The sequence below is a fragment of the Methylophaga marina genome, assembly GCF_030296755.1.
Taxonomy (GTDB): Bacteria; Pseudomonadota; Gammaproteobacteria; order Nitrosococcales; family Methylophagaceae; genus Methylophaga; species Methylophaga marina.
Genome location: NZ_AP027741.1, coordinates 2,214,166 through 2,234,368, shown reverse-complemented (window position 1 = coordinate 2,234,368; position 20,203 = coordinate 2,214,166). Strand labels below are relative to the sequence as shown.

At 44.5% G+C, this 20,203-nt stretch carries 23 protein-coding genes; 22 read left to right on the top strand and 1 reads right to left on the bottom strand.

Going from position 1 to position 20,203, the window contains the following annotated elements:
• Positions 1–2: 2 nt before the first annotated feature.
• From fliM to QUE24_RS11375, 22 genes are all read left to right on the top strand, one after another.
• Entirely contained in the window at positions 3–1,025 is a 1,023-nt protein-coding gene (gene fliM / locus QUE24_RS11480) for a flagellar motor switch protein FliM (protein ID WP_286303972.1), read from the top strand.
• The gene (fliN, locus tag QUE24_RS11475; RefSeq protein WP_286303971.1) at positions 1,022–1,480 is read left to right on the top strand and encodes a flagellar motor switch protein FliN; all 459 of its coding nucleotides are present in this window, start codon (positions 1,022–1,024) and stop codon (positions 1,478–1,480) included. Before fliM ends, fliN begins: the two co-directional genes overlap by 4 nt.
• Positions 1,480–1,902: a flagellar biosynthetic protein FliO gene (gene fliO / locus QUE24_RS11470; protein ID WP_286303970.1), complete on the top strand. Its 423-nt coding sequence runs from the start codon at positions 1,480–1,482 to the stop codon at positions 1,900–1,902. The genes fliN and fliO overlap by 1 nt, the downstream gene beginning before the upstream one ends.
• A complete protein-coding gene (gene fliP / locus QUE24_RS11465; protein ID WP_286303969.1) occupies positions 1,899–2,633 on the top strand; it encodes a flagellar type III secretion system pore protein FliP in 735 nt (244 codons plus the stop codon). Before fliO ends, fliP begins: the two co-directional genes overlap by 4 nt.
• A gap of 2 nt (positions 2,634–2,635) precedes the next feature.
• Positions 2,636–2,905, top strand: coding sequence for a flagellar biosynthesis protein FliQ (gene fliQ, locus QUE24_RS11460; RefSeq protein WP_007146641.1), 270 nt, complete (start codon positions 2,636–2,638; stop codon positions 2,903–2,905).
• Positions 2,905–3,690, top strand: a complete 786-nt coding sequence (gene fliR / locus QUE24_RS11455; protein ID WP_286303968.1) for a flagellar biosynthetic protein FliR — start codon at positions 2,905–2,907, stop codon at positions 3,688–3,690. Before fliQ ends, fliR begins: the two co-directional genes overlap by 1 nt.
• On the top strand, positions 3,683–4,816 hold the full coding sequence (flhB, locus tag QUE24_RS11450; RefSeq protein ID WP_286303967.1) for a flagellar biosynthesis protein FlhB: 1,134 nt from the start codon (positions 3,683–3,685) through the stop codon (positions 4,814–4,816). The genes fliR and flhB overlap by 8 nt, the downstream gene beginning before the upstream one ends.
• A 6-nt stretch (positions 4,817–4,822) precedes the next feature.
• Positions 4,823–6,910: a flagellar biosynthesis protein FlhA gene (gene flhA / locus QUE24_RS11445; RefSeq protein ID WP_286303966.1), complete on the top strand. Its 2,088-nt coding sequence runs from the start codon at positions 4,823–4,825 to the stop codon at positions 6,908–6,910.
• Between the two features lie 22 nt (positions 6,911–6,932).
• Entirely contained in the window at positions 6,933–8,144 is a 1,212-nt protein-coding gene (gene flhF, locus QUE24_RS11440) for a flagellar biosynthesis GTPase FlhF (protein WP_286303965.1), read from the top strand.
• Positions 8,137–9,015, top strand: coding sequence for a MinD/ParA family protein (locus QUE24_RS11435; RefSeq protein ID WP_286303964.1), 879 nt, complete (start codon positions 8,137–8,139; stop codon positions 9,013–9,015). The genes flhF and QUE24_RS11435 overlap by 8 nt, the downstream gene beginning before the upstream one ends.
• A complete protein-coding gene (locus tag QUE24_RS11430; RefSeq protein ID WP_286303963.1) occupies positions 9,012–9,734 on the top strand; it encodes an RNA polymerase sigma factor FliA in 723 nt (240 codons plus the stop codon). The genes QUE24_RS11435 and QUE24_RS11430 overlap by 4 nt, the downstream gene beginning before the upstream one ends.
• Positions 9,735–9,761: 27 nt before the next feature.
• Positions 9,762–10,139 carry a chemotaxis response regulator CheY gene (cheY, locus tag QUE24_RS11425; protein ID WP_425541719.1) on the top strand — a complete coding sequence of 126 codons (378 nt, stop codon included), beginning with the start codon at positions 9,762–9,764 and terminating at the stop codon, positions 10,137–10,139.
• 14 nt (positions 10,140–10,153) lie between these two features.
• Positions 10,154–10,885: a protein phosphatase CheZ gene (locus QUE24_RS11420; protein WP_286303961.1), complete on the top strand. Its 732-nt coding sequence runs from the start codon at positions 10,154–10,156 to the stop codon at positions 10,883–10,885.
• A gap of 11 nt (positions 10,886–10,896) precedes the next feature.
• The gene (locus tag QUE24_RS11415) at positions 10,897–12,924 is read left to right on the top strand and encodes a chemotaxis protein CheA (protein WP_286303960.1); all 2,028 of its coding nucleotides are present in this window, start codon (positions 10,897–10,899) and stop codon (positions 12,922–12,924) included.
• Between the two features lie 8 nt (positions 12,925–12,932).
• Positions 12,933–13,988: a protein-glutamate methylesterase/protein-glutamine glutaminase gene (locus tag QUE24_RS11410; protein ID WP_286303959.1), complete on the top strand. Its 1,056-nt coding sequence runs from the start codon at positions 12,933–12,935 to the stop codon at positions 13,986–13,988.
• A 1-nt stretch (position 13,989) separates the two neighbouring features.
• On the top strand, positions 13,990–14,730 hold the full coding sequence (locus tag QUE24_RS11405) for a flagellar motor protein (RefSeq protein ID WP_286303958.1): 741 nt from the start codon (positions 13,990–13,992) through the stop codon (positions 14,728–14,730).
• Positions 14,731–14,740: 10 nt separating this feature from the next.
• Entirely contained in the window at positions 14,741–15,640 is a 900-nt protein-coding gene (gene motD, locus QUE24_RS11400; RefSeq protein ID WP_286303957.1) for a flagellar motor protein MotD, read from the top strand.
• A gap of 2 nt (positions 15,641–15,642) precedes the next feature.
• Positions 15,643–16,431 carry a ParA family protein gene (locus QUE24_RS11395; protein ID WP_286303956.1) on the top strand — a complete coding sequence of 263 codons (789 nt, stop codon included), beginning with the start codon at positions 15,643–15,645 and terminating at the stop codon, positions 16,429–16,431.
• Positions 16,424–17,182: a chemotaxis protein CheW gene (locus QUE24_RS11390; protein WP_286303955.1), complete on the top strand. Its 759-nt coding sequence runs from the start codon at positions 16,424–16,426 to the stop codon at positions 17,180–17,182. The genes QUE24_RS11395 and QUE24_RS11390 overlap by 8 nt, the downstream gene beginning before the upstream one ends.
• A gap of 81 nt (positions 17,183–17,263) precedes the next feature.
• On the top strand, positions 17,264–17,737 hold the full coding sequence (locus QUE24_RS11385; protein WP_286303954.1) for a chemotaxis protein CheW: 474 nt from the start codon (positions 17,264–17,266) through the stop codon (positions 17,735–17,737).
• A 12-nt stretch (positions 17,738–17,749) separates the two neighbouring features.
• Positions 17,750–17,935 carry a hypothetical protein gene (locus QUE24_RS11380; RefSeq protein ID WP_286303953.1) on the top strand — a complete coding sequence of 62 codons (186 nt, stop codon included), beginning with the start codon at positions 17,750–17,752 and terminating at the stop codon, positions 17,933–17,935.
• Between the two features lie 30 nt (positions 17,936–17,965).
• Complete coding sequence (locus QUE24_RS11375) at positions 17,966–18,337, top strand: DUF2802 domain-containing protein (protein WP_286303952.1); 372 nt, start codon at positions 17,966–17,968, stop codon at positions 18,335–18,337.
• Here the strand turns inward: QUE24_RS11375 and QUE24_RS11370 are convergent.
• Positions 18,334–20,151, bottom strand: coding sequence for a putative bifunctional diguanylate cyclase/phosphodiesterase (locus QUE24_RS11370; RefSeq protein ID WP_286303951.1), 1,818 nt, complete (start codon positions 20,149–20,151; stop codon positions 18,334–18,336). The two genes, QUE24_RS11375 and QUE24_RS11370, sit on opposite strands and share 4 nt — an antisense overlap.
• Positions 20,152–20,203 lie beyond the last annotated feature (52 nt).

Sequence of the window (20,203 nt, the reverse complement as noted above, 5' to 3'; positions counted from 1 at the left end):
CTATGGCCGTTCATGACATCCTCTCACAAGATGAAGTAGATGCGCTGCTCAATGGCTTGGGCGATGGCGATATTGAAACAGATGGGTCAGAGAATAGTGACAATGCTGGTACCCGTCCCTACGACTTCGGTAATGAAGAACGTATTATCCGCGGCCGAATGCCGACCCTGGAAATGATTAATGAGCGATTCGGTCGTTATTTAAGAATTAGTCTGTTCAACATGCTGCGGCGGTCTGCCGAGATCTCTGTCGGCGGTGTTCAGGTGATGAAGTTTTCTGAATACATTCATACTCTTTTTGTGCCCACCAGTCTCAATCTGATTCACCTGCATCCACTGAGAGGCACAGGGTTAATTGTTTTTGAGCCTAAACTGGTATTCACTTTTCTGGATAACTTCTTTGGTGGAGATGGACGCTTTCAGGCTCGTATTGAAGGCAGAGAGTTCACCTCAACCGAGCTTCGAGTCATCAATATGGTACTCAACCTGTGCTTCAAAGATCTGACAGAAGCCTGGTCACCCGTCATGCCGGTTGAATTTGAGTTTGTTAACCATGAAGTGAACCCACAATTTGCCAATATTGTCAGCCCGAGTGAGGTCGTGGTCATCTCTACTTTCCATGTGGATTTAGATGGTGGCAGTGGCGATATACACATTACTTTTCCCTACTCCATGTTGGAACCTATTCGGGAATTACTGGATACCGGTTTACAAAGTGATCGCAGCATGGATGATGGGCGCTGGGAAAAATCCATGCGGGAAGAGATTATGCTCGCCGATGTAGATCTCTGGGCAAACTTATCTCAAGCGACATTATCGCTTGGACAAATATTGAAGTTAAAACCGGGGGATATCATCCCGATTGAGATGCCCAAACATGTGACGACCATGGTAGAAGATATCCCCATGTTTCGTGCCACATTCGGTGAGCATCATGAAAAAACAGCGTTAAAAATCATGGAGATTATTGAACATCCTCATGATACAAATTCTACAATCCACCTGAAAAAAGGTAAAAAGCTATGAGTGAAGACACCCAAACACAAGATCAGGCGCTGGCTGACGAATGGGCGGCTGCACTGGAACAACAAGGTGATGCAGCTGAAACAGAAGAAGATCCCTGGGCAGCCGCTTTAGAAGAACAAGCATCATCAGAATCCACTCAACAAGCTAACCCTGCTCCGGTTGCCAAGCTGGATGATGAAGGCAAACCAAAATCGGATGTTGATCTGGATATGGTGATGGATATTCCGGTCACTATATCAATGGAAATCGGCCGTACCAGAATCAGTATTCGCAACCTGCTTCAACTGAGTCAGGGGTCTGTAGTTGAACTCGACAGATTAGCTGGTGAACCTATGGACGTGCTTGTTAACGATACCCTTATCGCCCACGGTGAGGTCGTGGTGGTCAATGATAAATTTGGTATTCGACTCACCGACATCATCAGTACTTCAGAACGCATCAAGAAACTACGCTAATGAAAAACGCATGGTGCCTGTTAACAAGTATTTTTGTCTCTGCCCCCGTTTTTGCTGCAGCTGAATCGGGCGCACATGCGCTCAACCAGTCGCCCCTGTCAGCAGTCAACTTATTGCAAACGATATTGGGCTTAGCTCTTGTTTTAGCTTGTATCGTGGCAGTGGCTTGGTTATTGAAACGCACCAACCGGTTTCATACTGCTGCCAATGGAAAACTTAAAGTCATTGCTGGCATTGCATTAGGCACCAGAGAACGATTAGTTCTGGTTCAGGTGGGTGAAGAGCAATTGCTTTTAGGCGTTACCGCACAACAAATCAATACCTTACACAAACTGGAAACGCCATTAAGCGAGTCGGAATCCTCAACACCGAATGAGTTCGCCAATAAACTCCGTCAGTTTATGCAGCGAGGTGACGCATGATTCGCCTGCTTTTCAGTTTATTCTTACTGGCATTTCCATTAGTCAGTCTCGCTGAGCCGGGAATTCCAGCCGTAACAGTGACGGATGGTGAAGGTGGACAAAGTTATAGTGTCACCCTGCAAATTCTGGCATTAATGACCTTACTCACATTATTGCCTGCGGCATTAATGATGATGACCTCCTTCACTCGCATAATTATCGTATTGTCGATTTTACGTCAGGCGATTGGTGTGCAATCCACCCCCTCGAATCAAGTATTAATTGGTCTGGCATTATTTCTGACTATTTTTATTATGCATCCGGTATTTAATAATGCCTACAATGCGGGTGTTGTGCCGTACATGAATGGTGATATTGAGTTCACCCAAGCTATAGAACAAACTGGACAGCCGTTTAAAGAATTTATGCTTGCTCAAACACGGGAAAGTGATATTGCTTTGTTTGCCTCTATTGGAGGCTATGAAGAAATGCAAACACCACAAGACATTCCATATAGCTTATTACTACCTTCATTTGTCACCAGTGAATTAAAAACAGCTTTCCAAATCGGCTTTTTGATTTTTATCCCTTTTTTAATCATCGACCTTGTCGTAGCCAGTGTCTTGATGGCCATGGGTATGATGATGCTTTCGCCTATGCTGATTTCCCTGCCCTTCAAATTAATGTTGTTTGTGTTGATTGATGGTTGGGCCTTGCTCATGGGTACCTTAGCTTCGAGTTTTTACGTGTAATTATGACGCCAGAAACTGTCCTCACCGTTATGCAGCAAACCCTACAGATCATTTCGATTTTGATTGCTGCCATCTTGCTTCCCGCTCTGCTGATTGGCTTGTTGGTGAGCATGTTTCAGGCGGCGACATCGATCAATGAACAAACCTTAAGTTTTATTCCGAAACTGTTTATCACGCTATTGGTTTTGGTGATGGCAGGGCCTTGGATGTTAGAAATGGTGCTGGGTTTTACTCGTCGCTTGTATGAAGAAATACCGTTTCTCATCGGTTAATGATGGAAATCAGCACCGCTGAGATTACCGGAGTATTAGGGCAATACATGTGGCCCTTTATCCGTATTGCGGCCATGATTATGGTCGCTCCCATTTTTAGTAGTAATTTTCTCAGCGCGCGCACACGTATCATCATCGCTTTAGCCATTAGTATCGTACTGGTTCCCAATATTCCTGCGAATGTGCCTACCGTCGAACCGTTGAGTGTGGAAGGTTTTTTGATCATTGCTCAACAGATTCTGATTGGGGCCTGTATGGGTTTTATGCTGCAACTCCTTTTTAACGCCTTTATTGTGGCTGGGCAAATCATTGCCATGCAGATGGGGTTGGGGTTTGCTTCAATGGTGGATCCACAAAATGGCGTATTAGTCCCTGTTATCAGTCAGTTTTATCTTATTTTCATCACTTTGTTATTCATTACGGTGGATGGTCATCTGATTCTGATAAAGGTGTTATCAGAAAGTTTTGTCACTATGCCAATATCCAGTAGCGGTCTAACACCTACCGATCTTCGTGATGTCGTTGCACAAGCGAGTTGGATGTTTGCTGCTGGCGTAATTATTGCTCTACCTGCCATAGGTTCTATCATGATGGTTAATCTGGCGTTTGGCATCTTATCGCGAGCGGCTCCACAGATCAGTCCATTTTCTATCGGTTTTCCGATGACCATTGTGATGGGTTTTATCATTATGTTTGTCACGCTCCCTCTAGTGGCCGATCACTTAATGGACATGACAGATCATATACTGCAATTGACAAGGCTTATGGTGGTTCAGGATGGCTGAGCAAACCGGACAAGAAAAAACAGAACAGCCTACGGGTAAGCGTTTAGAAGACGCCCGGCAAAAAGGCCAAGTACCTCGCTCGAGAGAGTTAACAACTGTCTTGGTCCTGATTGCCAGTGCCATCGCCTTATTCATCATGGGCAGTAGCCTGATTGAGGATATGGCTGCTGTGATGAATGAGTCGCTGGTATTGAGTCGTAAAGAACTGTTTGATCCTGTGGCAATGGTGCATCATTTCATTCATATGATCGAAATCATCTCATTTGATTTAGGTCTATTTCTCTCCGTGACTGTCATTGCTGCTTTAGCTGCACCAGCCTTAATTGGTGGCTGGAATTTCTCTACGCAAGCAATGGCATTTAAGCCAGAAAAAATGGACCCCATCAAAGGGCTCAAACGTGTCTTTGGGCCACAAGGTCTGGTTGAGCTGGGTAAAGCATTAGGGAAATTTATTCTTATCGGTGCGATATCGACGGCTATTTTATGGGGAATACGTGACCAATTATTGACACTTGGCACTCAGGAAGTGAACGTTGCCATGACAGATTTAGCGTATTTAACCTTATGGGTATTTCTGGCAATTACCGCGAGTCTGATCTTAATTGCATTAATTGATGTGCCTTTCCAGCTATGGAATCACAGCCGACAATTGCGGATGACAAAGCAAGAAGTCAAAGATGAAATGAAACAGACGGATGGTAACCCCGAGGTCAAGGGCCGAATCAGACGTATGCAAATTCAAATGTCTCAGCAGCGGATGATGCAGGATATTCCTTCCGCTGATGTGGTTATCACCAACCCAACTCACTATGCTGTGGCAATGCGTTATGACCAATCTCGCTCTGGCGCTCCGATTGTTGTCGCTAAAGGTGCTGATTTAATTTCACAACAAATCCGTTTGGTCGCAGAGAATAACGATGTCCCTATTCTTGCCGCCCCTCCTCTGACTCGTGCTGTTTATTACTCAACAGAAATCGGCGAAGAAATCCCATCTGGTCTATATATTGCAGTAGCCCAAGTACTGGCTTTTGTATTCCAGTTGCGGCGCTACCGTAAACAAGGTGGTAATAAACCGCATCTGAATCCAGAAGATCTACCCATACCGGATGAATACAGACGAGATTAATGTTAGATGGAAAATAATGTACTGGCGGCCCGTTTTAAATCAGTCGTAAACGGTCAATTAGCCACACCAATGCTTCTGGTGGCATTGCTGGCCATGGTGATTCTGCCTTTACCAGCGTTTATGCTGGACATGCTCTTCACTTTTAATATTGCTTTATCACTGGTAATCGTATTAGCCAGTATTTACATGCTAAAACCACTGCATTTTGCAGCCTTTCCCAGTATTTTGTTGATAGCGACCTTACTCAGGCTCGCCTTAAATGTGGCTTCAACCCGTATTATTTTGATGGAAGGCCATACTGGTGCTGCAGCCGCAGGAAACGTCATTGAAGCCTTCGGTGAGTTTGTTATTGGTGGTAACTATGCTGTGGGTTTTGTGGTCTTTGCCATCCTGGTTATTATTAACTTTGTTGTTGTCACCAAAGGGGCCACCCGTATTGCTGAAGTGAGTGCTCGGTTTACCTTGGACTCCATGCCCGGTAAACAAATGGCTATTGATGCCGATCTCAATGCCGGTCTGATCGACCAAGATGAAGCGCGTCGTCGTCGTGAAGAAATCATGCAGGAATCAGACTTTTACGGCTCCATGGATGGTGCCAGTAAATTTGTTCGGGGTGATGCCGTAGCCGGGATATTGATCCTGTTTATCAATATTATCGGTGGCTTTATTATTGGTGTTGCCCAACATGATTTAAGCTTTTCTCAAGCGGCTCAAAACTACACACTGTTAACCATTGGTGATGGCTTGGTCGCTCAGTTACCTTCACTTTTATTAGCATCAGCAGCAGGCCTGCTGATTACACGCTCAACAAAAGAACAAGACATGGGACAGCAGATTGTTAATCAGTTGCTGAGCGATCCCAAAACACTGGCTGTCACCTCAACCATTATCGGTGGATTAGGCTTGATTCCGGGCATGCCTAATATCCCTTTCCTGATTCTGGCTGCCATTGGTGGCACCTGTGCCTTCCTGATTCATAAGCGTCAAAAAGTTGCCACGGAAAATGAATTAGCGGCGGCACAACAGCCCACTTCAGAAGCAGCAAGAGAACAGCGCGAATTGAGTTGGGACGATCTCAGCCCTGTAGATCCTATCGGCCTGGAAGTCGGTTACCGACTAATTCCTCTGGTAGATAAATCTCAGGGTGGGCAGTTAATGAATAGAATCAAAGGCATACGTAAAAAAATATCACAGGAAATGGGCTTTTTAATCCCTCCCGTGCATATTCGAGACAACCTCGATCTGGCACCAACAGCCTATCAAATCACTCTGTTTGGTGTGACCTTTGGCGAAGCTGAAGTTTATCCCGACAGAATGTTAGCCATTAATCCTGGACAGGTTTTTGGCGATCTCGAAGGTATCAAAACGCAAGATCCGGCTTTTGGGCTAGACGCTATCTGGATTGAGACTGGGCAGCGTGAATATGCACAAGCACAAGGTTATACCGTGGTAGATGTAGATACGGTCATTGCAACTCATCTGAGTAAGATTCTCAACAATCATGCTCATGATCTGCTTGGCCGTGAAGAGGTTCAACATTTACTTGATAACCTGGCCAAGTCTGCGCCTAAACTGGTTGAGGGGCTGGTGCCAGATACGGTACCACTTGGGACGGTACAGAAGGTTCTGCAGAATCTGCTGGAAGAGAATATTCCTGTACGTGATATACGTACCATTACTGAATCCATATCAGAGCAGGCCGCCCGTAATCCCGATCCGGAAGCGATCACGGCAGCAACCCGTATGTCGCTCAGTCATTCCATCATTCAACATATTAATGGTACACGTACAGATCTCCCTATCATTACACTGGATCCAGAACTGGAACAGATATTGCTAAAAACTTTACAGGCATCCGGTGAAGGTGGAGCCAGTCTGGAACCAGGTCTGGCAGAAAATATGCACAAGAACTTGCAAGAAGCGACACAAAGACAGGAAATGACAGGTGATGCAGCGATTCTTGTTGTTCAAGCAGGTTTGAGAAGTTGGATTTCTCGCTTTATTCGCCACTCTATTCCCGGATTGAATGTATTGTCCTACAACGAAATACCGGACGATAAACAAATAAGAATAGTGGCCAATATTGGTCGATAAATTTAGAGTTTGAGGTTGATGTATGAAAATCAAACGTTTCCAAGCAGCTGATGTGCGTCAAGCTATTCGTGAGGTTCGGGATGTACTGGGCCCGGATGCGGTCATACTGTCCAATACTCGTGTCGATGGTGGTATTGAAATTGTGGCTGCTACTGACTATGACGAATCACAGTTTCGTCGTCAGGCGCAAGTCGAAACAGCTTCTATACAAGCACAGCAACCTCCTCGAGTTGAAATAAATCCAACTCCAGACACATATGCGCACGAACAACCACAAGCAGCGCCAAAACAAAATATCTGGTCTCAGGAACCAACTCTGGTTCAGATGCGTAAAGAAATTGCTGGCTTACGTAATATGCTACAAAATCAGCTATCGGATCTGACCTGGAAAGATATGGAGCGTCAGAATCCAACCCAGGTACAGCTACTAAAACGTTTTATGCAGATGGGCATTGACGTGGAACTCGCCAAATCTATCACCGCAAAAATGCATGGTATTGATGATTTGGAAACAGCATGGCGGCATTGTCTGGGCTCATTAGCTTCACAAATTCAGCTCACAGAAGAGGACATTCTGACTCAAGGTGGCATCTATGCTTTGGTCGGTCCAACAGGCGTTGGAAAAACGACCACCATAGCTAAACTCGCCGCCCGGTGTGCTCTAAAGCACGGTGCACGGCAAGTTGCCTTGATCACCACCGACTGCTATCGCATAGGAGGTCAGGAGCAGTTACGTACCTATGCCCGAATTTTGGGTGTACCTGTGAGAGTGGCCAGAACCCATGCTGAACTCACTGAAACTCTTAATGACCTGCTTGATCGCCGCTTTATCCTGATAGATACTGCGGGAATGAATCAACGTGATATAAAACTGACAGAGAAGTTTGCTGTGATAAAACAGCAGTCCCCTCGTGTCAAAACATACTTAACCATGTCAGCAAACACTCAAGCCAGTGCGATGGATGATATTATTCATGCTTATTCTCACTTGAACTTGAGTGGCTGTGTTTTAACTAAAACAGATGAAGCCAGCAGTCTCGGTGGTGCAGTATCGGCTTTAGTACGTCACCATTTACCCCTAGCCTATGTGGCAAATGGTCAGCAAGTGCCGGAAGATCTGAGTCTCGCTCGACCCAATACATTAGTTAACCAGGCCAGCGAATTGATGAATGATGAGCAACAACTGGATCCCCAAACAGTATCCAGCTACGGAGGTTTTGCCGCTTATGGCTGAAAATACCCAACCCCATGATCAAGCTGCAGGCCTTCGCAAAATGACGCAAGCCATCAGGCCCGTTAAAGTGATTGCTATTGCCAGTGGCAAAGGTGGTGTAGGTAAAACAAATGTGACGGTTAATCTCGGCGTCGCGTTAGCTGCTTTAGGAAAAGAAGTTGTCCTGCTTGATGCGGATTTGGGCTTGGCAAATATTGACGTGATGTTAGGGCTCCATCCCCAATACAACTTGTTGCATGTATTAGATGGAACCAAATCACTCAGAGACATTATTGTTGAAGGCCCATCTGGCCTGAAGATTATTCCAGCCGCTTCTGGTGTGAAAAAAATGGCTGAACTCAGCACGGCTGAACATGCCGGCATGATCCAAGCATTTAGTGAGATGGATCAACACATCGACGTGCTATTGATTGACAGTGCGGCAGGTATCGCTGACAGTGTTATCACTTTTAGTAAAGCGGCTCAGGAAGTGATTGTTGTAGTTTGTGACGAACCAGCCTCAATCACAGACGCCTATGCTTTGATTAAGCTTCTCAGCCGTGAGCATCAGGTTGAACGCTTCCATATCGTGACCAACATGTGCCGAAGCGTGCAGGAAGGTCGTGAACTTTTTGATAAGATTTCTTTAGTCTGTGATCGCTTTCTCGACGTGACCCTGGACTTTATGGGTATAGTACCGTTTGATGAAGACTTAAGACGGTCAGTGAAAAAACAACGTAGTGTAGTAGAAGCATTTCCACGTAGCAAAGCGGCTACAGCATTTGCACATTTAGCCAAAAAAATTGAATATTGGCCTGTACAGAAACAACCTCGTGGCCATATGGAATTTTTTGTTGAGCGACTCATTCAGGCAAGTATGGAAATGGCATGAGTAACAGAGCAGTCATGTATACATCGGGTCAAAGTAAATCAGAGTTGATTGAGCAACACGCGCCTCTGGTCAAACGAATCGCTTATCACATGATTGCGAGATTACCAGCGTCAGTTGATGTTGAAGATTTAATTCAGGCAGGCATGATTGGCCTACTCGATGCCTCTCACCAGTACAACTCCGCTCAGGGCGCAAGTTTTGAAACCTATGCAGGCATCCGTATACGTGGTTCCATGCTGGATGAAATCCGCCGCAATGACTGGGCGCCCAGATCGGTGCACAGAAAAGCCCGTGAAATCGCGGAACAAATGCATAAAATCGAACAGGAAAAAGGACGGAATGCTTCAGACAGTGAGGTAGCCGCGGCGCTTGGTATCGATATCAACGAGTATTATCAACAACTGCACGATTCAAGTGGTTATCAGGTTTTTAGCCTGGATGAGTTTACTGATAATGATGAAACCCAGGCTCACCCTATATCTGTCGGCCCCAGTGGGCCAGATGATGAAGTTCAGGATGATGATTTCCAACAGGCATTGGCACAAGCCATAGACACACTCCCAGAGCGTGAGCGCTTATTAATGAGCCTGTATTATAATGACGAATTAAATTTAAAGGAGATCGGCGAGGTTCTGGGCGTAAGTGAGTCCAGAGTCAGTCAAATTCATAGTCAGACTGTGATTCGACTTCGCGCCAAACTTCGTGACTGGATTATGTAATTTTGGAGGTGTGCTTTGGATAAAAATATGAAAATCCTGATCGTGGATGACTTTTCCACTATGCGTCGGATCATAAAAAATCTGTTACGGGATTTGGGATTCAACAACACGCAAGAAGCCGATGATGGCTTAACAGCTTTGCCCATACTTCAAGCAGGTGGAATTGATTTTCTGGTCACTGATTGGAACATGCCCGGCATGCAAGGGATTGATCTACTAAAAACAGTCCGTGCTGATGAAAAACTCGCCTCATTGCCAGTACTCATGGTAACCGCAGAGACCAAACGCGAACAAATCATTGAAGCTGCACAAGCGGGTGTCAACGGTTATATCGTCAAACCATTCACTGCAGCGACGCTCAAGGAAAAAATCGAAAAGATTTTTGAACGCATTAACGCACAATAAGGAGCACTCGGCTCATGGCTTTAGTAAATCAGGCAACCCAATTGGATGCAGCAAAAGCCCTCGTTGAGGCGCTTGAAAAAAATGATGAGAAAGCGGCTGAGGAGCAATTGACTATTCTTGCAAAAGCACAGGAAAGTCAGTTATTCAAAGAAGTTGGCAAACTGACTCGCGAATTACACGACTCCTTAAATAATTTTAATCTCGACGACAGACTCATTGATTTAACTCAAAATGATATGCCTAACACACGTGACCGACTTAACTATGTCATCACCACGACTGAAGAAGCAGCACATAAAACGTTAGGTTATATAGATAACACCCTACCTTTGGCTCAAGAACTCCGAAATACTGCCGAAAAGATAGATGAGAGCTGGCACCGTTTTCGGAAAAAGGAAATGAATGCAGATGAGTTCCGCATATTGGTAAAAGAAATCGAAAACTATTTACCGACAGTGAAACAACATGCTGATCAAGTTCATCATAATTTATCTGAAATGATGTTAGCTCAGGGCTTCCAAGATTTGACCGGACAAGTGATTCGTCAGGTGATTAGCTTGGTAGAAGAAGTGGAAGATAGTTTGGTGCAGTTAGTCAAAGTGGCTGGCAAACCTCAACCGTCTTCTAATAAAAAAGAAATTGACCCAATTAAAGCTGAAGGTCCACAGATAAACGCACAAGATAATCCGAATGTGGTGAATAACCAGGATGATGTGGATGACTTGTTATCTAGCCTTGGCTTCTGAGGAAATGATTCATGGCGCTGGATACAGATGATGAAATCCTGCAAGACTTTCTTGTTGAAGCAGAAGAAATATTAGAAGGTCTGAACGAACAGCTTGTAGAGCTCGAAAATAGCCCACAAGATGCTGATCTCCTTAACTCTATTTTTCGTGGTTTTCATACCATTAAAGGTGGGGCAGGTTTTCTCAGCCTGGAAGCAATGGTCAATCTTTGCCACAAAAGTGAAGATTTATTCAATCTGCTAAGACAAGGCGAACGCTTTGTTGATGCCGATATGATGGACACCTTTCTTAAGGTGCTCGACATATTGAATACCATGTTTGCGGAAATCAAATCCGGTCAATACCCCAGCCCGGCTGATGCTGAAGTCATTGAGTCATTATCAGCTTATTTAAATAACGACTCAGCCCCCGCTTCTGCACCTGAGCCCGAACCAGAAGTGGTCGAAGAAGTCACTCCTCCCCCTGCTTCAACTGAGTCAAGTTCAGCTGATGCGCCTGCAGATGACGAAATCACAGATGATGAATTCGAAGCCTTGCTAGACCAGTTACATGGTAATTCAGCACCTGGCATAAAAGACTCAGAAAAAGCACCAAAAGAACCGCCTGCTCCTGCGGCTTCCGCGTCAAGCTCATCCAACAGTGACGATATCACTGAAGAAGAATTTGAAGCATTGCTTGACGAATTACAAGGTGCAAAAAAAGCAGAAGCGGAAAAACCAGTGCCGCCACCAGCAGCAGCTAAAGCTGCGCCCTCTCCTAGCACTGATAAAGCAGCAGAACCTAAGGCTCCTACACCTACACCAAAGCCAGCCGAAAAAGCAGCTTCTGAAAAGGTCGAAGCCAAGGCAGCACCAGCTAAACAAGCTGCCGATACCAGTGTACGTGTTGATACAAGTCGTCTCGATGAAATCATGAACATGGTGGGTGAATTGGTGCTGGTACGAAACCGCATCAGCACACTCGAGTCTTCATTTGAAAATGAAGAGATGGCAAAAGCGGTCAATAACCTTCGTGTTGTCACGGGTGACCTGCAAACGGCTGTAATGAAAACGCGCATGCAACCGATCAAAAAAGTATTTGGTCGCTTCCCGCGAGTGGTTCGTGATATTGCCAGAAGCCTGAAAAAAGATATTGATCTTGAACTCCGTGGTGAAGAAACTGATCTCGACAAAAACTTAGTCGAAGCTCTCGCAGATCCGCTTGTGCATTTAGTCAGAAACGCTGTTGACCATGGTGTTGAAATGCCTGATGTCCGCGAAGCTGCTGGTAAACCGCGTCAAGGTAAAGTCGTACTGTCTGCCGCTCAAGAAGGTGATCATATTCTTCTCACTATCGCAGATGATGGTGCGGGTATGAACCCGGAAACGCTGCGTCGCAAGGCGGTTGAAAAAGGCATGATGGATGAAGACACCGCCGCCAGACTTACCGAATCAGAGTGTTTTTCACTAATCTTCTCTCCCGGTTTTTCCATGAAGCAGGAGATTTCAGATATTTCTGGCCGTGGTGTGGGTATGGATGTGGTGAAAACCAGCATATCTAAACTCAATGGTGTCATAGATATTCAATCTGAAGTGGGTGTGGGCACAACCTTATCCATCAAAGTCCCCCTAACGTTAGCCATTATGCCGACATTAATGGTCATGCTCGGTGAGCAGATTTTTGCTTTCCCATTGGTGAACGTGAATGAAATTTTCCATCTCGATCTTTCTAAAACCAATGTCGTTGATGGACAACAAACCATTATGGTGAGAAATAAAGCCTTACCCTTATTCTACCTCAGCAAGTGGCTAACCAAAGGTCGAACTGATGGAAAAAAACCAGAGATCGAGCATGTTGTTATTGTGAATGTGGGTACTCAGCGTGTCGGTTTCGTTGTTGATGTATTGCTAGGTCAAGAAGAAGTTGTAATTAAACCACTTGGAGCTTTGTTACAAGGAACTCATGGGTTTGCTGGCGCGACTATTACTGGTGACGGCCGCATTGCATTAATTTTGGATTTTCCAGAATTAATGAAAGTCCATGCTAACCGTGGATACTAGGAGTAAAAGTGACGGTTAAGGTTCTGATAGTCGATGACTCAAGTTTTTTCCGTAAACGTCTTGCTGAAATCATAGCAACTGATCCGCGACTCCAGGTTATTGCCACGGCCAGTAATGGTGAAGAAGCCATTCGCGAAGTACAGCGTCATCACCCAGATGTAGTGACTATGGACTTAGAAATGCCGGTGATGGATGGCATCACAGCTGTTCGAAAGATTAAAACCATTCGCCATACACCGGTTTTGATGTTGTCCACCTGGACAACTGAAGGCGCCAAATCGACTTTAGATGCATTGGAAGCCGGAGCCACTGACTTTTTACCAAAACGCTTTGAAGATCTATCAAGCGATAAAATTGAAGCTCAGCGTAAGCTCTGTCAACGTATTTACCAACTAGCCAGTGGTTTTCAGGCCAGTCAATCAGACATACCTGCCAATAGAGCCACTAACAGTCAAACACAAGTGGCGGCCGCTAAACCCGAAAAGTCATTCAATACCACACCTGAACTTGTTGCTATTGGCACTTCAACAGGTGGGCCCGTTGCTTTACAAAAAGTGTTAACGCAGTTACCAGCGAGTTTTCCCTGCCCTATTTTACTCATTCAGCATATGCCGGCCACCTTTACGCCATCATTTGCAGAACGTCTAAATACACAGTGTGCGATTCGAGTAAAACAGGCTGAAAATGGTGAACATTTAGTGCCAGGAACAGCTTATCTCGCCCCTGGTGGTGAACAAATGTTGCTTAAAGGCCGACCGAATAATCTCTATCTCAGTATTGAGCCGGGAGATGTGAAGGAGACCTATAAACCCTGTGTCGATTTAACATTTGACTCTATTGCACACATCTGTGGTTCAAAAACCTTAGCGGTGATTTTAACGGGTATGGGTAGTGATGGTCGTAATGGCTGTGAAAGTATCAAGAAAAAAGCAGGCAAGATCTGGGCTCAAGACCAGCAAAGTAGCACGATTTATGGCATGCCTATGGCAGTGGCCAAAGCCGGATTAGCTGACAAAATATTGGATATTAATGAAATTGGCCGTCAACTGGCGGAATTGAGTTGATATGGATATTTTAAGTATCCTCGGTCTGATAGTCGGTTTTGGTGCCATATTAGTGGGCCAGTACCTCGAAGGCGGTCATATCGACACCATACTGAATGCCGTTGCATTATTAATCGTTATGGGAGGTACGCTCGGTGCTGTGATGCTGCAAACCCCAATGAGCACTTTTCTTCGTGCGATGCGTATGTGTTTATGGATTATTAAGCCCCCCAAATTATCGGCTCATCAGCAACTAGAAAAAATACTGGAATGGAATCAGGTCGCTCGTCGGGAAGGCTTAATCCGATTAGAGTCTATGGCGATTGATGAATCTGACCTTTTCACTCAAAAAGGTTTGCAATTGATTGCTGATGGCATTGAACCAGAAGTGCTGCGAGAAGTATTAGAAAACGACCTGGATATTCAAGAGTCGGATGATTTTCAGGCAGCAAAAGTGTTTGAAGCTATGGGTGGCTACTCGCCGACTATCGGTATTATTGGCGCAGTAATGGGATTAATACATGTCATGGGTAATCTCGCCGATCCGGCCTCACTTGGCTCAGGAATTGCAGTTGCTTTTGTGGCTACCATTTATGGCGTTGGTCTCGCTAATTTATTGTTTTTACCCATAGGTAATAAGTTAAAAGCCCTGATTAATAAACGTAGTCGCCTTCAAATGATGTTAATCGAAGGTTTGATTGGTGTAGCAGACGGAGACAACCCAAGAAATATTGAAAGTCGTCTTCAGGCCTATTTAAATTAAGTGATGCTCTATGGCACGTCGAAAAAGACATGAAGAACATGAAAATCACGAACGTTGGCTGGTCTCTTATGCTGACTTTATCACCCTTCTATTTGCTTTTTTTGTCGTCATGTATTCGATTTCATCAGTGAATGAAGGTAAATATCGTGTACTTTCCGACACACTTGAAGCCGTATTTTCAGAGTCTGTTCGAAGTAAAGATCCAATACAAATTGGTGAAATCAGTCGAGGTGAAGGTGAAATTAAGCTTGAGCCTATAGCCCCTGTGCCGGTTATACCTGAAGAAGCACCTCTTCCTGAACTGAGCAATGAGATGCCTCATACTGCGTCGGATAATGATATCCGAACGATCAACGATTTATCTCAGCAATTCACCTCCGCTTTATCGGACTGGATAGGCACAGAAGATGTAACCATTAAACAAGGTGAGGACTGGTTAGAGCTCGAAATCAAATCACGGGTGCTCTTCGAAAGTGGTGAAGCCAGATTGGCCCGACCCGCCATACCGGTACTTGGCGAGATTGCCAGTATTCTGCAAACATCGGCTAACCCTATCCAGGTCGAGGGCTTTACTGATAACAACCCGATCAATACTCCCCGCTTCCCTTCCAATTGGGAATTATCTGCTGCACGGGCTGCCAGCGTTGTTCACCTACTAGATAGATACGGTATCCAACCTGATCGCATGTCTGCTATTGGTTATGGTGAATACAAACCCATTGCCAGTAATGATACTGAAGCAGGTCGTCAAAAAAACCGTCGTGTTGTGCTCGTGGTATTAGGTAATGATATGAGTCGCCGTGACATCACTGTTTTTGAACACACTGATGCCTTGACTACTCCACAGGCCCCCACAGCCATCAGTAATGATGGCAGCCAATTAGGCATTGATAATAGAGGGGGACAATAATCATGGCCGTTTGGGCAGTGTGTAATCAAAAAGGTGGAGTAGCAAAAACCACGACAGTGGTATCGCTTGCCAGCTTACTTGCTCAACAAGGCGAACCAGTGCTTATGCTGGATCTTGATCCACATGGCTCCTTAACGACTTACCTTGGTTATGATCCAGACGCTATTGAAACCAGTATTTACACCTTATTTCAGCAGTTAGATAACACCCCTAAAGAAGCGATTTTAAAAAGTCTGAAGAAAACACGTCATGACAATATTTTCTTGTTACCTGCCTCTACAGCTATGGCCACACTAGACAGACAACTTGGCGCGCAACAAGGTAAAGGCTTAGTCATACGAAAAACTCTCAGCTTTTTCAAAGATCGCTTTAAACACGTACTGATTGACTGTCCCCCAATGCTTGGGGTGTTAATGATCAATGCTCTGGCCGCCTGTGATAAGTTGGTTATTCCTGTACAAACAGAATTTTTATCGCTCAAAGGTCTGGAGCACATGCTACATACCGTGTCGATGATTAATCATTCTCGACGTAGTGCTTTGCCTTATTTTATTGTGCCTACCATGCATGATGGCCGAACAAAAGCTGCAATAGATTGCCTTGCAGAACTGCATAAACGTTATGAAGATAATGTCTGGAAAGGCTTTGTTCCAGTTGATATAGGCTTTCGTGAAGCCAGCAAACTTGGACTCCCCTTACCTGAGATGGCCCCTGATAGTCCTGGCGCAAGCGCCTATCGGCAGCTATTGACTGTCTTGAGCGAGCCAGAAGTGAGTGTATCCAATGGCTAAGAAGCCTATTTACGATCAGAAAGACGCCCTGTCAGCCTATTTTGATGACATGTTGGCTGACTCACATACACGCCAGCCAATTGTTGAAAACAAAACTGAATCACCTCCAGTTTCGCCGTCATTGAAACAAAATATTGTGTTCCCAGTTGAAGAGTTGGCCGTCCCTGTTGATGTAGAGATATCAGCGCCAACACCTTTACCTCAACCTTCAGTCACGCAAAGTGAAGTAGAAACATCGTTAAATGTCACTGATGACAAAGTCGCGACTGAACAGGTACAAGACACGGATATTGACACGACTGATGCGATAGCCTCGGACCAGATACAAACAGAGAATGCTGTACTCAAACTCTTACTCTGCGATATTGGTGGAATAAAAGTGGCGATCAAAGTCGATGCTTTGGACAATATTATCCGTTGGCCAGAGAAAGATTTGAGTTATATTCCAGGACGTAAATCCTGGGAAGTCGCCTTATATAATGACAATGGACAAAATACCAATGTCATCGACATAAGAAAGCTCTTGCACTCACCTGAACAGACTTCACCACTCAATGCCCATTACATATTACTGGTCAATGATCGTCGAACCGGTATTGCATGTGACACGATTGAGCAAATTATCAATAAAAACAATAATGAGATTAACTGGCGCAATGATACTCATCAGCGACCATGGTTTACAGGGGTACTGAGCGAGACAATGCACAGTGTTTTGGATATATCAGCCATTATCAAGGCGTTAGAGTGATAAAAATGGCATGAAGCCTGCATAATCTTTATCAACAGCTCGCTGTCATAAAAATGACAGCCATATCAGAAGGTCATAAAAATGAGCGAGAAAGATAACAGTAACGAAAATCCCATACTACAGTGGGTCACTTATCAACTTGAAGACGAATACTACGGTATCAACGTCATGCAGGTGCAAGAAGTCTTACGTATGACAGAAATCGCGCCTGTACCTGGTGCGCCACCGTATGTACTTGGCATCATTAATCTACGCGGCAATGTGGTGACTGTCATTGATACGCGGATGCGTTTTGGTTTAAGTGCCATTGAGCCTGATGACCGTGCACGCATCATTATCGTAGAAGTCTCCGGTCATGTGATCGGCATGCTCGTCGATTGTGTAGCTGAGGTGGTGTATTTACGCCAATCTGAAATTGATACCGCACCGAATGTCAGTGATGATAGCTCACGTTTTATTCAAGGTGTCTGCAAACGTGAGAAATATTTATTGATCTTAGTAGATGTCAATAAGTTGTTAAATGATGAAGAGATTGCTGATATCTCAGGTTTTTAAAGGGTAACGTTCATGGCTGATGATATTAATCCAATTCAGCCCACGACGCCCCTGCCGGTGAGTCATCCTGTGTCTGATGAGGATAAACCGGCCTCACAGGAACAGCACAAGAAGAAAAAAGACAAAGAACCACCTGAAGAAGAAAAGCCGCGTCCTAAAGAGGATGATAAAGGTGAATTTATTGATGAGTATGTATGAATTCAGACGGATGTCTGGGGAGTAAAGACAATGACTATTTTTGTCGTATTTACAGTGATGAGTGCCGTATTTCTGGTCATCGGTCTTGCCACTATGCGTCTGTTAAAACTGTATCAATTACAAACTAAGCGTATTCACGACCTTCAGAACCAAATTACCGCCTTGTGTGCTGGCGCAGCTGGTACAGATGAACGCATCCACAAATTTGAGCAAACCCTGGTGAAACTCAAAGATCACCAACATAGCCTCGATTTGAATGCCAATCATCAGCCCGGTTATGACCATGCCATTCGTTTAGCCAAAAAAGGTGCTGATATCCAACAGCTGATTAATCACTGCAATTTGAGTGATGAAGAAGCTCACCTGATTACAACGTTACACGGACAACGTCACGTACATTAGTCCTTTGGTTTAGGAATCTTAGCGTTTGGTTTCCCCACCAAAAATCCTTGAACCATATCAACACCATAGCTTTTTAACAGCTCTAAGGTGCTTTTTCTCTCAACAAACTCTGCGACCGTTTTTTTACCCAGGCTGTGTGCAATATCAATCATCGATTTCACAAGTTGCTGATCCACGGGATCATTATCTAAATCAGTAATGAATCCCCCATCAATTTTTAAGATATCAACAGGGAAGTGTTTCAGATAACTATAAGAATTAAAGCCTGCGCCAAAATCATCCAGTGCAAATCGACAACCCAAGGCACGTAAATCCGATACCATTTTTCTGGTCTGTTCAAAATTAGAGATAGCGTAAGTCTCAGTAATCTCAAACACAATCCGATTGGGATCAATTTGTGTTTGATTAAGTTTATCTCTGACTAGCTTAAATAAGTTCTCATCCAGAAATACATTGCCTGAGAGATTAATGGCAAATGACAGGTTTTCTGGCATATTCACGATAAGTTCAAATACTTTCGCCACCACCCAGAAATCAATCTGGTGAATCAGTCCCATCGATTCAGCAACGGGGATAAATTCTTTCGGATAGAAAATGACGTTACCTTCGCCACGCATCCGGATTAAACATTCGTAGTGTGAGACTTGTTCAGTATCGAGAGAATAAATCGGTTGAAACTCTAATAAGAACAAACCTTCCTTCAGTGCAGCACGTATACGAGGGGCCCATTCCACACTATGACGCAAGGTATGCATTTCGCGATCTTCAGGGCTGTACAGGTGCACTCGATTACGCCCGCGCTTTTTGGCTGTATAGCAGGCTTGGTTAGAATGCGATAACACTTCACCAACGGTGGTTGCATTATCTGCATCAATAATCTTCAAACCAATACTAGCCGATAGATGGTAATGGTGACCATGATGTTCAAAATCATAACCATCAAATAAATTTCGGAGCTCTTCTGCAAGCTCAATGGCAGTTTGTTTATCCGTGTTATTGACCAGCACCGCAAACTCGTCTGATCCAATTCGTACCAGGATATCGTTGATATTAAAATAACGTCTCAGAGAATTAGCCACTTGTACCAGCAGAGTATCCCCTGCTTCATGGCCCTCAGCATCATTTAATACTTTGAAGCTATCTAAATCGATGTAAAAAAGCGCACTCACGCTCATAAAATTACGCACCTGACTCAGAGTCATATCCAGTGCATTTTCAAGACGACGTCGATTCGCTAAGCCTGTTAAATCATCATGATTAACTGAAAACTGCAGGCGCGCTTCCATGACTTTCAGATTGGCCAACTCATCTTCAAGTTCTGTTTGTCGCTTAAACGTTTTATCACGCTCACGTTTCACTGCCAGAGCCGTCATGATAGCCGAAGGTAATGATTCTGCAGTCATAGGATGATAAAGCAGCGAGGTCACGCCATGCCCCAAATCCGTCAAAACCTGAGCATGATCCCAGACTGACTGTCTACAGAGTGAAATAATTGGAATTAGACGCCATTCATCAAACTGATCCATCACCAGACGAATATCTTGGGTAGAAATACCCGGTAAATCATCGTCCATTATCAACAGATCAATATCACATAAATCATTGTGGATACTCTGACGAAGCAAAAGCATGACGCCATCAGTATCTGTTGCACTTTCAATATGGGTAAAACCACTAATCTCGAGCAGGGTCTTGGTGAAAGCGGTCTCTGCTGGGTGTCGACCACCAATAATAATTTTTGCATCAAGGAGTTCTTTGACTGAGGCAACGCTAGCAGGAAGATCAGATTTCTGATCAAGCGCTATGTCACGCATCAACGTTTCCTTGATTTTATTTTTCATCAGATAGTGGAGCTACATTCAGTAG